7 protein-coding genes are annotated in these 14,094 nt (G+C 72.6%); 4 read left to right on the forward strand and 3 right to left on the reverse strand.

Annotated features, from left to right (window positions below):
• Positions 1 to 261: 261 nt before the first annotated feature.
• The 3 genes from uvrA to WG209_RS15515 all read right to left on the reverse strand — a co-directional run bounded on the left by uvrA (position 262) and on the right by WG209_RS15515 (position 4,715).
• Entirely contained in the window at positions 262 to 2,811 is a 2,550-nt protein-coding gene (uvrA, locus tag WG209_RS15505) for an ABC-ATPase UvrA (protein WP_337175972.1), read from the reverse strand.
• Positions 2,808 to 3,731 carry a hypothetical protein gene (locus WG209_RS15510; RefSeq protein ID WP_337175973.1) on the reverse strand — a complete coding sequence of 308 codons (924 nt, stop codon included), beginning with the start codon at positions 3,729 to 3,731 and terminating at the stop codon, positions 2,808 to 2,810. The genes uvrA and WG209_RS15510 overlap by 4 nt, the downstream gene beginning before the upstream one ends.
• Before the next feature lie 87 nt (positions 3,732 to 3,818).
• Positions 3,819 to 4,715: an endonuclease/exonuclease/phosphatase family protein gene (locus WG209_RS15515; protein WP_337175974.1), complete on the reverse strand. Its 897-nt coding sequence runs from the start codon at positions 4,713 to 4,715 to the stop codon at positions 3,819 to 3,821.
• Between the two features lie 173 nt (positions 4,716 to 4,888).
• Between WG209_RS15515 and WG209_RS15520 the strand changes: the two genes are divergently transcribed.
• From WG209_RS15520 to WG209_RS15535, 4 genes are all read left to right on the forward strand, one after another.
• Entirely contained in the window at positions 4,889 to 5,905 is a 1,017-nt protein-coding gene (locus WG209_RS15520) for a transporter (RefSeq protein ID WP_337175975.1), read from the forward strand.
• A 146-nt stretch (positions 5,906 to 6,051) separates the two neighbouring features.
• Positions 6,052 to 7,017, forward strand: coding sequence for an SGNH/GDSL hydrolase family protein (locus WG209_RS15525; RefSeq protein ID WP_337175976.1), 966 nt, complete (start codon positions 6,052 to 6,054; stop codon positions 7,015 to 7,017).
• Positions 7,014 to 10,478, forward strand: a complete 3,465-nt coding sequence (locus WG209_RS15530) for a PVC-type heme-binding CxxCH protein (RefSeq protein ID WP_337175977.1) — start codon at positions 7,014 to 7,016, stop codon at positions 10,476 to 10,478. Before WG209_RS15525 ends, WG209_RS15530 begins: the two co-directional genes overlap by 4 nt.
• Before the next feature lie 803 nt (positions 10,479 to 11,281).
• Entirely contained in the window at positions 11,282 to 14,065 is a 2,784-nt protein-coding gene (locus WG209_RS15535) for a PSD1 and planctomycete cytochrome C domain-containing protein (RefSeq protein ID WP_337175978.1), read from the forward strand.
• The last annotated feature ends 29 nt before the right edge of the window (positions 14,066 to 14,094 follow it).

The raw sequence follows: 14,094 nt of genomic DNA on the forward strand, positions 1-14,094 counted from the left end.
GGAGGACCTGGACCCGGTTGCGTTGCCGTCGGGTGAGCGGCCCGTCCTCCCGCTTGATGAGGTCGGCTCTTTGTTCGTCGGTCAGTTGCACCACATGTCGCTTCGTCATTGGCCCTCCTCCTGGCGGGCCAGAATATCGGAGCAGGCGTTAGAAACCAATGCGGTCTACCACTAGAGATGGAAGCCGATCATGTCGTAGGCGCGTTTCGTCGGCCTCGGGCCGATCCGCGACGCGATCAGGGCGCCACCCCGGCCTGGCCTTCAAGGATCAGGCGTCGCATGCCCAGGATCGCCTTCGGTCGCGTCGATCACGTGCTTCAGGTAGGGCCCCGTCGGGCTGTCGGGGGAGGCGGCGATCTGGGCGGGGGGGCCGATGGCGACGATCCGGCCGCCCTGGGCGCCGGCGTCGGGGCCCATGTCGAGGACCCAGTCGGCGGCGGCGATGACGTCGAGGTTGTGCTCGATGACGACGAGGGTGTTGCCGCGATCGGCCAGGCGGTCGAGCACGCCGAGGAGGCGGTTGACGTCCGCGAAGTGCAGGCCGGTCGTCGGCTCGTCCAGGATGTAGAGGAGGTCGCCGGATTCCGGGCGGCTGAGGTGGGCCGCCAGCTTCACGCGCTGGGCCTCGCCGCCGGAGAGGGTCGCGCCCGATTGGCCGAGCGTCAGGTAGCCCACGCCAACGTCTTGCAGCGACCGCAGCCCCGGCAGCACGCGCGGCTGGGCGCCGAAGAAATCGATGGCCTCGTCGACCCGCATGTCGAGCACGTCGCCGATCGACTTCTCCTTGAACAGCACCTCCAGCGTGGGCCGGTTGAACCGCTGGCCGCGGCACTCCTCGCAGACGACGAACAGGTCGGGGAGCAGCCGCATCGGCACGCGACGTTTCCCCAGCCCGCGGCAGACCTCGCAGCGACCGCCCCTGGCGTTGAAGCTGAACCGCGCCGGGCCGTAGCCCCGGATGCGCGACTCGCGGGCCTTGGCGAAGACGCGGCGGATCTCGTCGAAGGCACCTGTGAACGTCGCGGGGGTCGACCGGGGCGTCCGGCCGATGGGCGACTGGTCGACCTCCACCATGCCGATCAGCGAATCCCACCCGGCAACCGCCCCCAGCTCCGGCGCGGGACGCGCGTCGCCCCGCTCGCGGCGGCGGAAGGCCCTCGCCAGCACGTCGAAGACCAGCGTGCTCTTGCCCGACCCACTCACGCCCGTCACGCACGTCAGCGCGCCCAGGGGGATTTTCGCGTCGATGTCGCGGAGGTTGTGGACGGTGGCGCCCTCGATCGTCAGCCATCCAGAGGACCTGGCGAGCCGATCCGAGCGGCCCCGCGCGCGGCTGCCCTCGCCGCGTAGATGGCGGCCGGTGAGCGACGCGGGGGATTCCGCGATGCGTTCCAGCGGGCCGACCGCGACGATCTCCCCCCCCGAGGGCCCCGCGCCGGGGCCGACGTCGACGAGCCAGTCGGCGGCGCGGATGATCGACTCGTCGTGCTCGACGATCAGGAGGCTGTTGCCGAGGTCGCGGAGCTTGCGGAGGTTTTGCAAGAGGCGGTCGGTGTCGCTGGGGTGGAGGCCGGCGGTGGGCTCGTCCAGGACGTAGCAGACGCCGACGAGTTCCGACCCGAGTTGCGTCGCCAGCCGCGCCCGCTGGAGTTCGCCGCCGGAGAGCGTGCCGGCGGCGCGGGCGAGCGTCAGGTATCCGAGGCCGACGTCGGCCAGGAACCGCAGCCGGCCGCGGATCTCGCGGAGCAGGGGGGCGGCCACGGCGGCGTCGTCCTCCTCGGCGAACGTCAGGCCGTCGAAGAACGCGCGGGCCGCGTCGACGGCCAGGTCGCCCACCTCGGCGATCGACTTGCCCCCCACCCGCGCGGCGAGGGCCTCGGGCCGCAGCCTGGCCCCATGGCAGGCGGGGCACGGGACTTCCTCCGGGGCTTCGGGGTCGGGGACGACGACGCCGAGGCCCTCGCAGGTCGGGCAGGCGCCTTGCGGGCTGTTGAAGCTGTATCCGCGGGGTTCGAGGGCGGGGATGCTCACGCCGCAGTCCGGGCAGGCGTGGTGGACGCTCATCGTCCGGTCTTCCCAGGTCCCCCCCGAGTCCACGGCGACCGTCGCCAGGCCGTCGGCCAGCTTGAGCGCCAGGCCCAGGCTCTCGGCCAGCCGGGGGGCGACGCCGTCGCGGATCACCAGCCGGTCGACCACGGCGTCGATCGCGTGGAGCTTCGTCTTCGCGAGCTTCGGCGGCTCGTCGATCTCCACGACCTCGCCGTCGACCCTCGCCCGGATCAGCCCGGCGCGGCGGATGGCCTGGAAGACCTCGGCGTGCGCACCCTTGCGGCCCCGGACCAGCGGGGCCAGCAGGAGGAGCCGCGTGCCGGCCGGCAGGGCCAGGATGGAGGCCGCCATCTGCTCGGGGGTCTGGCTGCGGATCGGCAGGCCGCATTTCGGGCAGTGGGGGAGGCCCAGACGGGAGAAGAGGAGGCGCAGGGAGTCCTGGATCTCCGTCAGCGTGCCGACCGTGCTGCGCGGGCCGGGGTCGCCGCCGCGCTGGTCGAGCGCGACGGTCGGCGGCAGGCCGTCCACCTCGTCGACGTCCGGCCGCTCGAACTGGTCGAGGAACCGCCGCGCGTGGCCTGAGAGGCTCTCGACGTACCGCCGGCGGCCCTCCACGAACACGGTGTCGAACGCGAGCGAACTCTTGCCCGAGCCGCTGACGCCGGTGAGGACCACCAGCGAGTCGCGCGGGAGGTCCACGTCCACGCCCTTCAGGTTGTGCGTCCGGGCGCCCCGGACCGCGATCACGTCGGCCCGGCTCACTCCGCGGCCTCCTCGCGTCGCGCCGGCGGTCGGTCGCCGAGCGTGCCGTCGTCGATGTACCACATTCTGTCGGGCCCCTTCGCGAACGTGCCGGCGCCGGGGAAGGTCGCGATCGGGCCCTCCTCGCGACGGCCGCGGACGAAGACCTCGACGGTCCAGGTGGCGTCGATCTCGGTCTTGCCGCCGCTCTTCTCCGACTTGAAGCCGGAGACGACGAACGTCAGCGGCGTCGACCCCTTCGCCTTCCCCTCGCGGAGCCCGGCCAGCCGCTCCTTCCAGTACCGCTTGAAGCCCTCGTAGGAGGCGAACCGGGACGAAGTCCGGCCGGCGTTGCTCAGCAGCAGCCACATCCGCCGGTAGTGGGGCAGGTGGTGCGAGAGCGCCTGGTAATAGTCCCGGAGCGCCTGCTCGGGCGTCATCCGCGTGGGGCGCTCCAGCGTGACGACGATCGGGTAGAAGAGGGCCAGGCCGACGACCGAGCCGATCGCGAACATCGCCAGCGCGGCGCCGTAAAGCTCGGAGGACAGCAGCAGGATGATGAGCGTCCAGGCGACGACCGACCAGGCGGCCATCGCGGCGATCGTCGGCCCCCATTCGGCCCATCGCGACCAGGGGGTGTCGACGGCGGGCGCGGAGTCCAGGCGGCGGGCGGCCGGGCGGTCGGCTCGCGGGGCGGCGGCGCGCGCGGCGTGGGCCGACTCGGCGGCGGGCTCCCGCTCGGACGCGGGCGACGGCGGGACGTGGGGCCGGCGCGTCGGCGTCGGCGCCGGAGAATCGGCGAGGTCGAAGCCCTCGCCGCCGGGGGTGACGGTCGGCGGCTCGGGCCTTCGCGCCGCCGGGGGGTCGTCCCGGAACAGCCATTCGGCGGCGGCGTGCTTGGTCGCTTCGTCGGGGTCGGGCCCGGTCGGGTTCTCGGCCATCGTCGGCTCGCCCCGGAGCGGGGCCTCCCATCGTCGTCGTCGCGCCTGGGTCGCGGGGTCCATCGTCTCAGCCGGCCGGCCCCGGCGTCAACGCGCCTGGAAGTCCGCGACCACCGCCGCGTGGTCCGACGGCCAGACGCCCTCGGCCTCGTCGAGCCGGACGGCCGAGGCGGGGCGGAGCGCGTCTCCCTTGGAAAAGATGAAGTCGATCCGGTCCTGGATCTGCTCCGGGAACCGCGGCGACCACGTCCGGTCGCGGGCGCGGTCGACCGTCGGGTTGCACGCGCGATACGCGTCGACGTAGCCGGCGGCCTCGATCTCGCGGGTGACGGGCCAGGGGACGACCATCCCGTGCTGGTCGCGCGCGGCCTCGGTGTAATCCAGGTGCGAGTTGCTGTTGAAGTCCCCCGCGACGATCAGCGGCAGGCCGTTCGCCTTCTCCTCCGCGCCGGCGAGGATCGCCCGGACCTCGTCCAACCGGCTCGGGCCGTCGTCGGCGACGAGTTGCCCGGGCGAGCGGCCGTCGCGGGAGCGCGGGTCGGTCCAGACGTCGTCGACGTAGTGGATCCAGACGGAGTACAGGGCGAACGGGGGGGCGTCCGGGGGCTCGATGACGGCGCCGACGCAGTGGAACGGCTTGTAGACCGAGAGGTCGCGGCCGATGGGCCATCGGCTGAGGATCGAGACGTTCGTCCCGCGCGGGCGGAAGTGGAAGCCCAGCTCCCCGGCGATGGCCTCGCCGCCGCCGTAGGTCTCGACCATCGCGACGACGTCGGCGCCGCTGTCGCGGATGACCTGGGCCACGCGGCGCTGCTTGGCGAGCTTCGCGGCGGGGTCGGCGTCGTCCATGGCGCGGTCGCCGCCGCGCCAGATGTTCCACGTCATGACGCGGACGCCGCGCGGGGCCTCCTCGCCGCGGGCGGGGGCGGCGAGGGCGGACGCGATCGTGACGATGAGGGCGAACGAGAGGCGAGGCGGCTTCATGAGGCGTCTTCGGGTTGGGGCTTCGCTGGTGGGTCCGGGAGATCCCGAGGCTGCCCGATTGTCCGGGTTCGTCGCCCGGGCCGAAAGATCCTGTCCACTCGGCTCAACCCGGATGTCCGCGCGGCCCGATCTAGGGACTGAGATAGTCGGCCCAGGAACCTGGGGATCGCGCCATGGACATTCGACGCCGTTCGTCGTGGTTTGGCCTGTTGGGGATCGCGGCGGCGGTCGTGGCGCCCTGGGGCGGGGCGAAGGCGTTCCAGGAGGAGCCCGCGGAGGGGCCGACGCGGGTCGTCGGGTCGCTCCCGGACGTGGCGCTGGACTCCCTGGTCGGGCCGTTGCGTCACGACGCGTGGCGCCCGCTCGGGCTGCGCTCGCTGTTCTCGGAGGGGTGGGACGAGGCGTACGCCCCCGCGCCGGGCGACGCGCCTCGGCAGACCTGGATCAACAACGCCGACGGGGCGTTCTACCGGCTGTTCGTCTTCTCGTACAACTACGCTCGCGGGGCCCCGGGCGGGGGGGACGTCCAGGGCGGCGATTTCTTCCTGTTCACGCCGCTGAGCCGGCGCCTCGAACTGGGCTGGTTCGTCCCGTTCGTCTTCTCGGGCCCCGACGCCGCCCGGCCGCCGGGCTCGGGGAACTGGACCGACTTCGGCGACCTGACGATCGCGCCCCGGGTGCTGCTGGCCGAGGACCGGCGGTACACGCTCACGACCAACCTGTTCGTCCGGACGCCGACGGGGGACGCCCGCAACGGCAACGGGGCCGCGAGCCTTTCGCCGGACTTCGAGTTCTGGGCGAACCCCGCCGGGCGGTGGGTCGCGCGCGGGGCCGTCGGCGCGACGGTCCCCACGAACTCGACGCCCGCGAAGCGGCGGCTCCAGGCGTCCAACCCCTGGACCGGCTTCAACGCCTCGCCCGCCTCGTTCACCTCGTTCGACGCCCGCCTGGCGGTGGGCCGCTACGTCACGCCGGCCGACGCCAAATACTTCAAAAACCTCGTCTTGTACACGGCGGCCAACCTCCACGCGGAGGTAAGCGGCGGCCGGGCGACGTACTTCACGCTGACGCCGGGGCTGCGGTTCGGCGTGGGGAACGAGTGGTACGTGCTCGCCGGGCTGGAGGTCCCCGTCGTCGGCCCGATCCCGTTCGAGACGCAGTCGATCTTCCAGGTCATCAAGAACTTCTGAGCGACGCGGCGGGGTCGGGGCCGTCGAGGCCTGGTCTCGACCGAGGGGCGTCCGGGCGTTAGATTGCTTTCATCCCCCTTGCCCGGAACGACCGGCGCGCGCCTCCCGCGCGCGCCGTCCTTCGTGATCGTCGGAGCCTCCCCACCTTGTTTGCTCCAAGCCTCTCCCCCGCCCGGGGCCTCCTCGCGGGGTTCCTGCTCGTCGCGACGTCGACGGGCCTGGCCGCCACGCCCCCCTGGGACTTCAAGGACGGCGACCGCGTCGTCTTCGTCGGCGACACCTTCATCGAGCGCGAACAGCGCTACGGGTACGTCGAGACGGCCCTGACGCTGGCCAACGCCGACAGGAACGTGACGTTCCGCAACCTGGGCTGGAGCGCCGACACCGTTCGCGGCCTCTCCCGCGCTGGGTTCGAACTCGAACCGCCGGAGGCCGGCTTCCGCGAGCTGGTGAAGCACGTCACCGACTCCAAGCCCACCGTGCTGGTCGTCGGCTACGGCATGGCCGAGTCGTTCGACGGCGAGGCGGGCCTGCCCCGGTTCGTGGAGGGCTACAACGCCTTCCTGGACGCCGTCGCGCCGCTCAAGGCGCGGCTGGTCCTGCTCTCCCCGCAGGCACACGCGGCGATGCCGGCCCCGCTGCCCGACCCGACGGCGCACAACCGCGACCTGAAGCTCTACGCCGACGCGATCCGGTCGATCGCCGAGGAGCGCGGGGCGGCGTTCGTCGACGTCCTGACGCCCATGGCCCGGCGCTACGAGTCGATGGACCCGGCCGGCCGCGCGACCCTGACCGACGACGGGATCCACCCGAACGGGGCGGGCTACCGCGCGCTCGCGACGGCCCTCCTCCCCGGCGCCGACCTCGACGCCGAGGAGGTCGAGGCGCTTCGCCGGACGATCGTCGCCAAGAACGAGCTGTTCTTCCACCGCTGGCGGCCCCAGAACATCACCTACCTGTTCGGCTTCCGCAAGCACGAGCAGGGGCGGAACGCCGTCGAGATCCCCCAGTTCGACCCGCTGGTCGACGCCAAGGAGGCGGAGATCGACGCGCTGCGCGAGGCCATCGCGCACGAGAAGGAAATGAACCGCAAGACGGAGGCCGCCCGATGACCCGCCTTTCCCGACGCGCCGCCGTCTTCGGGCTGCTCGCCCTCTGCTCCCTCGGCGTCGCCCGCGCGCAGAACGCCGAGGGGCCGCTCCCGGACCCGGATCCCGAGCTGGAGCGCCAGTCGTTCATCGTGGCCGACGGCTTCGAGGTCAACCTCTACGCCGCCGACCCGCTGATCGCCAAGCCGATCCAGATGAACTTCGACCCCCAGGGGCGGCTCTGGATCGCCTCGTCCGAGGTCTACCCCCAGATCAAGCCGGGCCAGGAGGCGAACGACAAGATTTTGGTGCTGGAGGACAAGGACGGGGACGGCGTGGCCGACTCCACCACGGTCTTCGCCGACGGCCTGCTGATCCCCACCGGCGTCGAGCCCGGTGACGGCGGCGTGTACGTCGCCAACAGCACCGAGCTGCTCCACCTGAAGGACACCGACGGCGACGGCAAGGCCGACTCCACCCGCGTCGTCCTCTCGGGCTTCGGCACCGAGGACACCCACCACCTGCTGCACACCCTGCGGTGGGGGCACGACGGCAACCTGTATTTCAACCAGTCGATCTACATCCACAGCCACATCGAGACCCCCCACGGCGTCCGTCGGCTCAACGGCGGCGGCATCTGGCGCTACCGGCCCGAGACGATGGAGCTGGACGTCTTCATCCGCGGACTGGTCAACCCGTGGGGCCACCAAATCGACGCCTGGGGGAACTCGTTCGCGACCGACGGCGCCGGCGGCGAGGGGATCAACTACGCCCTCCCCGGCGCGTACTACGTCACGGCGGTCGACGCCGTCCGCCTGCTCCACGGCCTCAACCCCGGCAGCCCCAAGTACTGCGGCCTGGAGGTCGCCACCGGCCGGCACCTGCCCGAATCGTGGCAGGGGAGCCTGATCACCAACGACTTCCGCGGCAACCGCGTCTGCCGGTTCGTCCTCAGCGACGACGGCGCCGGGTTCGCCTCGCGCGAGCAGGCCGAACTCATCAAGACCGACCACGTGTCGTTCCGGCCGATCGACGTGGCGATGGGCCCCGACGGCGCCATCTACATCGCCGACTGGTACAACCCGATCATCCAGCACGGCGAGGTCGACTTCCGCGACCCCCGCCGCGACCAGACCCGGGGCCGCATCTGGCGCGTCACGGCCAAGGGCCGCCCGCTCGTCGAGCGCCCGAAGCTCGTCGGCGCCGACGTCCCCGCCCTGCTCGAGGCGCTCAAGCTGCCCGAGGACCACACCCGCCGTCACGCCAAGCGCGTGCTGAAGGAGCGGGGGGCGGAGGAAGTCATCCCCGAGCTGGCGAAGTGGGTCGCGGCCCTCGACCCGGCCGACCCGAACTTCGAGCGGAACCGCCTGGAAGGGCTCTGGACGTACCAGTCGCTGGACGTCCCCGAGCCGGACCTGCTGAAGCAGGCGCTCACCTCGAAGGACGCGCGGGTCCGCGCCGCGGCGGCCCGGATCGCGCCGTTCTGGGAGGGACGCACGCCGGAAAGCTCGGTGGAGCTGCTGGCGGCGCTGCCCGAGGACGAGAACCCCCGCGTGCGGCTGGAGGCGGCGCGGTCGCTGGCCCGGACGCCGACGGCGGAGGCCGCCACGCTGGCCTTCCGGGCGCTCGACCGGCCGATGGACGGCTTCCTCGACTACGCGCTGTGGCTGACGGCGCGCGACCTGGCGCCGGCCTGGCTCCCCGCCGTCCAGGCGGGCCGGCTCGACGTGCTGGGGGACGCCCGCAAGCTGATCTTCGGCCTCCAGGCCGTGGGCTCGGCCGGGGCGCTCCAGCCGCTGCTGTCGCTCTACCGCGAGGGCCGCGTCCCGGCCGACGCGGAGCCGGCCGTGCTGAACCTGGCGGCCACGCTCGGCGGCCCGGAGGAACTCGGGCTGCTGCTGGGGGCGATCGCGAGCCCCGAGGCGACGCCCCCCGCGCGACAGGCCGCGCTCCTGAACGCGCTGGTCCGCGCGGCGAGGGAGCGTAAGGCCGTCCCGGTCGGCGACACGGCCGCGATCGCGCCGCTGCTCGACTCCCCCGACGAGTCGGTCCGTCTGGCCGCGACCGCGGCGGCCGGCGCGTGGAAGGTGGCCTCGCTGCGGCCCAGGCTGGTCGAGCTGGCCCGCGACGCGGCGACGCCGGCGACGATCCGATGGGAGGCGATCCGCGGCCTGCTGGCGGCCGAGGACGCCGACGCCGAGGCCGTCGTGGCGAGCCTCGCGGGGCCCGGTGGCGACCGCATCGCCCGGGCCCAGGCCCTCGCCCTGCTGGCGATGCGCGACCCGGCGGCGGTGGCCGACCGCGCCGCGGCGTGGCTCGTCGAGCTGGACTCCGGGCGGCTGGGCGAGGCGAGGGCCGTCCTCAACGGCTTCCTCGACCGTCGCGAGGGCCCCGCCGCGCTGGCGAAGGCCCTGGAAGGGAAGAAGATCGACGCGGACCTCGCCAAGCTGGCCGTCCGCGAAATCCGCGCCAGCGGCAGGCCGGCGACGGAACTCGTCGACGCGCTGGCGAAGGCCGGATCGCTGGGCGAGACCAACCGCGAGTGGACCCCCGAGGAGAAGGCCGCGCTCCTGGCGGCGCTCTCCCAGGGGGACCCGGCGCGCGGGGAGGCCGTCTTCCGCCGCGAGGATCTCACCTGCCTCAAGTGCCACGCCGTGGCCGGCGCCGGCGGCCAGGTCGGCCCCAGCCTGGAGAGCATCGGCGCCAGCGCCCCGGTCGATTACCTGCTCGACTCGATCATCGAGCCGAACAAGGCCGTGAAGGAGAACTACCACTCCGTCATCGTCGCGACCGACGACGGCCGCCTGCTGACCGGCATCCCGGTCCGCCAGACCGACACGGAACTCGTCCTGCGAGACTCCGACGACGAGCAGGTTTCCGTCCCGATCGACTCCATCGAGGAGCAGAAGACGGCCGGCTCGATCATGCCCGCCGGCCTGGCCGATCCGCTCACCCGCGGCGAGCTGATCGACCTGGTGGCGTTCATGTCCCGGCTGGGCAAGATCGGCGACTACGCCGTCAGCCAGGAGCGGATCCTCCGCCGCTGGCGCGCCCTCGCCGCGACGCCCGACTCGGCCAGGGCCATGACCCGCACGAGCCCCGAGGCCGTCATCGAGGCCGGCGACAGCCTGCCGTGGAAGTCGTTCTACGCGACCGTCGCCGGGCGGATCCCCGCCGGCGAGGTCCCCGTCAACCCCCGCCCCGCCGCCCGTCCCGTCGCGCTGCTCCGGACCGACCTGGAGGTCACGACCCCCGGCCCGGTCCGCGTGAAGTTCGACTCGGCCGCCGGGCTGACCTTCTGGATCGACGGCCGCCGCGTCGAGCAAGACGCCAAGGCGCCCGACGCCCTGATCCTCGACCTGGACCGGGGCACCCACGCGCTGCACGTCAGCTTCGACCCCACGCGCCGTCCCGACGGCTTCCGCGCGGTCCTCGAGGACGTGCCCGGCTCCCCCGCCCAGGCTCGGCCGGTGCTGGGCAAGTGACCTCATCCCGAGTGGGGGACGAGCTTCCCCCGCTCGGGAGAGACACGATGGCCGCGCGAATCATCCACCGAGCGCGCGGCGGACGCGCTCCCCCCTCCTCCCCTCGTGGTGCTCCGTCGAAAGGAGCCCGCCGGGGGTAGGCGGCCGGGGCGCGCCCGGATGCCATCCCGAAAGTGTCGGGTCGTCAGCTCGGCGATCGAGGGGGGCGAGAAGGGGCCCAGGACACCAAGAACTCCGGCCGCTCCCCCCGGACTCCAGGCCGAAAAGTTGCGTCGTTATCCATGCCCGCCATGGGCAAGACCGACGCCATCCCGAATCGCCCGCTCACAGCCCGCCCGGCCGATTCGTCGAAAAAACCAGAAACCTGAAATCTCCCGCCTCCCGCCGCGGAGCTTAGGGGTGATTGATCCTCCCGCTCCTTGTCATCCCGGAATCGGTTCAAGCGGCCCAGGGCACCGGCCGGCGATGTCGTCACGCATCCTCGCGCGGTCATGAATGATGGTCCCTCCCGTCGTCCCGGTCGCGACCCGGCGCGGATGGAGCGTCGCGCGGCCCCCCGGCCACCTCCGGAAAACACTTCGAAAACGACGAACGAAGCCACGCGAGATTTCCGGCAAGCCTTTTGTATCAATGGTTTTGCGTCCGAAACCTTGATTGTCTCGCGCGACGAACGAAGCCAACTTTCGGGGCGGGAGTTTAGGGCGTTCGAGGCGGTCCGAAGCCAGCCCCGTATCCCCGGCCAGGCCGTCGCGTTATGTTGTAGAATGATCCAACCACCTCCCAATCCGTCGAGGGTCGTCGCGATGCGAAGGGTGATGATGGCGGCGTGGCTGATCGGCGCGGCGACGACGATGGCGACGGCGGGCGATGCGAAGCCGTCGGCCGGGGAGGCGGTGCTGGCGGCGTCGTGCGTCCGCTGCCACGCGGCCGACTCGCATAAGGGGGGGCTCGACCTCTCCACCCGGGCCACGGCCCTGGAAGGGGGAGACTCGGGCGAGGCGTTCGACCCCGGCAACCCGGACGAGAGCCTCATCATCGAAAAAGTTATCGCCGGCGAGATGCCGCCGAAGACCCCGCTCAAGCCCGAGGAGATCGAGGCGCTCCGCGCATGGGTCGAGGCCGGCGCGACCTACGCCGCCGAGCCGCTCGGCCCCCCCCGGGCCGGCGCCGACTGGTGGTCGTTGCGGCCCATCGTCGCCGCCGCGCCGCCGCGCGTCGACCCCGCCGATATGGGTCGGATCCGCACGCCGGTCGACCGCTTCATCCTGGCCAGGCTCCGCGAGGCCGGCCTCTCCCCGTCCCCCGAGGCCGACCGGGCCAGCCTCGTCAGGCGCCTCTCCTTCGACCTGATCGGCCTGCCGCCGACGCCGGAGGAGGTCGCCGCGTTCGTCGCCGACCCCGACCCGCTGGCCTACGAGAAGCTCGTCGACCGCCTCCTCGCCAGTCCCCATTACGGCGAGCGCTGGGGGAGGCACTGGCTGGACGTCGTTCGGTTCGGCGAGAGCCATGGGTACGAGACGAACATGCCCCGTCCCGACGCCTGGCCATACCGGGATTACGTCGTCCGGGCGTTCAACCGCGACACCCCCTTCCCTCGGTTCGTGGCCGAGCAGCTGGCGGCCGACGCCCTCCCCCCCGGCGATGAAGGCGACGACGACTGGCTCGTGCAGGCGGCCACCGGCTTCCTCGTCGGCGGCACGCACGACATCGTCGCCAACCAGGCCCCCGAGGGGATGAAGCAGCAACGGGCCGACGACCTGGACGACGTCATCACGGCGACCGCCACCGCGTTCCTCGGCCTGACCGTCAACTGCGCCCGCTGCCACGACCACAAGTTCGACCCGATCTCGCAGAAGGACTACTACGGGATGCAGGCCGTCTTCGCGGGGGTCGACCACGGCTCGCGCGAGGTCGACGCCCAGGACGTCGCCGAGCGTCGCGCGCGGGCGGCCGTCGTCCGGTCGGAGATCGCCCGGATCGACCTGGAGCTGGACCGGGGCGAGCCCCTCGCCCGGCCCGACGCCGACGCCCCGTCCCGGCCGATGGTGAGCCCCCGCCGCAACGTCGAGCGGTTCGCGCCGGTGAAGGCCCGCATGGTGCGCATGACGATCCTCGCCACGGCCGACCCGATCGAGCCCTGCATCGACGAGCTGGAGGTCTACTCGGCCGGCGACGAGCCCCGGAACGTGGCGCTGGCCTCGGCCGGCGGGAGGGCGTCGGCGTCGTCGGAGTACCCCGGCGCGGCGATCCACAAGATCGTCCACCTCAACGACGGACTCCTCGGGAACGGCCGGAGCTGGATCTCCCACTCCCCCGGCCGCGGCGTGGCGACCGTCGAGTGGCCGGAGGCCGTCGAGATCGACCGCGTCGTCTGGGGCCGCGACCGCGAGGGGACGTACCAGGATCGCCTGCCCATCCACTATATCGTGGAAGCCGCCGAGGCCCCCGAAGACTGGCGGGTGGTCGCCACGTCGATCGACCGCGCCCCCTACGGCGTCGCCGGCGCCGAGGCCGCTCCCGCCGACCCCGAGACCGCGGCGCTCCGCCGGCGCAAGGCCGAGCTGGAGGCGGAGCTGGCGAACCTCGGCGACAAGATCTCCGTCTACGCCGGCATGTTCAACCAGCCGGGGCCCACCCACCTGCTCCGCCGGGGCGACCCGATGCAGCCGGGGGTCGAGGTCGAGCCGGCGGCCCTCTCGGCGATCAAGCCGGGGTGGTCGTGGGAGGCGTCGCCGGGGGCGCCCGAGTCCGAGCGTCGGCTCGCGCTGGCCCGCTGGATCGGCGACCCGTCCAACCCGCTGCCGGCCCGGGTGATGGTGAACCGGCTCTGGCACTACCACTTCGGCCGGGGGATCGTCGCCACCCCCAGCGACTTCGGCTTCAACGGCGGGGAGCCGTCGCACCCGGAGCTGCTGGACTGGCTGGCGTCGCGGTACATCGCGGAAGGATGGCGGCTCAAGCCGATCCATCGGCTGATGGTTCTGTCCGCGGCCTACCGGCAGTCGTCCCGGATCGACCCGAAGGCCCGCGAGGTCGACGCCCAGAACCGCCTGGTCTGGCGCGTGTCCCCCCGCCGGCTGGAGGCCGAGGCCGTCCGCGACGCCATCCTCGTCGCCAGCGGCCAGCTCGACGACAGGATGGGGGGCCCCGGCTACAACATCTGGGAGGAGAACTCCAACTACGTCGCCATCTACAAGCCCCGCGCCGAGCTGGGCGCCGACGCCTTCCGCCGGATGATCTACCAGTTCAAGCCGAGGAGCCAGCAGGACCCGACCTTCGGCTCGTTCGACTGCCCCGACGCCGCCCTCGTCGCCCCCAGGCGGAACACCTCCACCACGGCGCTCCAGGCGCTCGACCTGCTCAACAGCGGCTTCGTCGTCCAGCAGGCCGAGGCGTTCGCCCGCCGCGTCGCCGCCGAGGCCGGGCCGGATCCCGAGAAGCAGGTGGAGCGGGCCTTCGCCCTGGCCCTGTCCCGCCCGCCCTCGTCGACCGAGCGAGCCGCCGGCGCCGCCCTGATCCGCTCCCACGGCGGCCCGACGTTCTGCCGGGCGCTTTATAACGTCAACGAGTTCGTCTACGCTCCTTGATCGGCCCGTCGACCCCCAACCCAAGGAAC

It is taken from the genome of Paludisphaera sp. (genome assembly GCF_037189885.1).
In the GTDB taxonomy this organism is placed as follows: Bacteria; Planctomycetota; Planctomycetia; order Isosphaerales; family Isosphaeraceae; genus Paludisphaera.

Coding starts and splice junctions, on each gene's coding strand:
- WG209_RS15530 (WP_337175977.1), top strand. CDS start 7,014: ATGACCCGCCTTTCCCGACGCGCCGCCGTCTTCGGGCTGCTCGCCCTC.
- WG209_RS15515 (WP_337175974.1), bottom strand. CDS start 4,715: ATGAAGCCGCCTCGCCTCTCGTTCGCCCTCATCGTCACGATCGCGTCC.
- WG209_RS15510 (WP_337175973.1), bottom strand. CDS start 3,731: ATGGCCGAGAACCCGACCGGGCCCGACCCCGACGAAGCGACCAAGCAC.
- WG209_RS15520 (WP_337175975.1), top strand. CDS start 4,889: ATGGACATTCGACGCCGTTCGTCGTGGTTTGGCCTGTTGGGGATCGCG.
- WG209_RS15535 (WP_337175978.1), top strand. CDS start 11,282: ATGCGAAGGGTGATGATGGCGGCGTGGCTGATCGGCGCGGCGACGACG.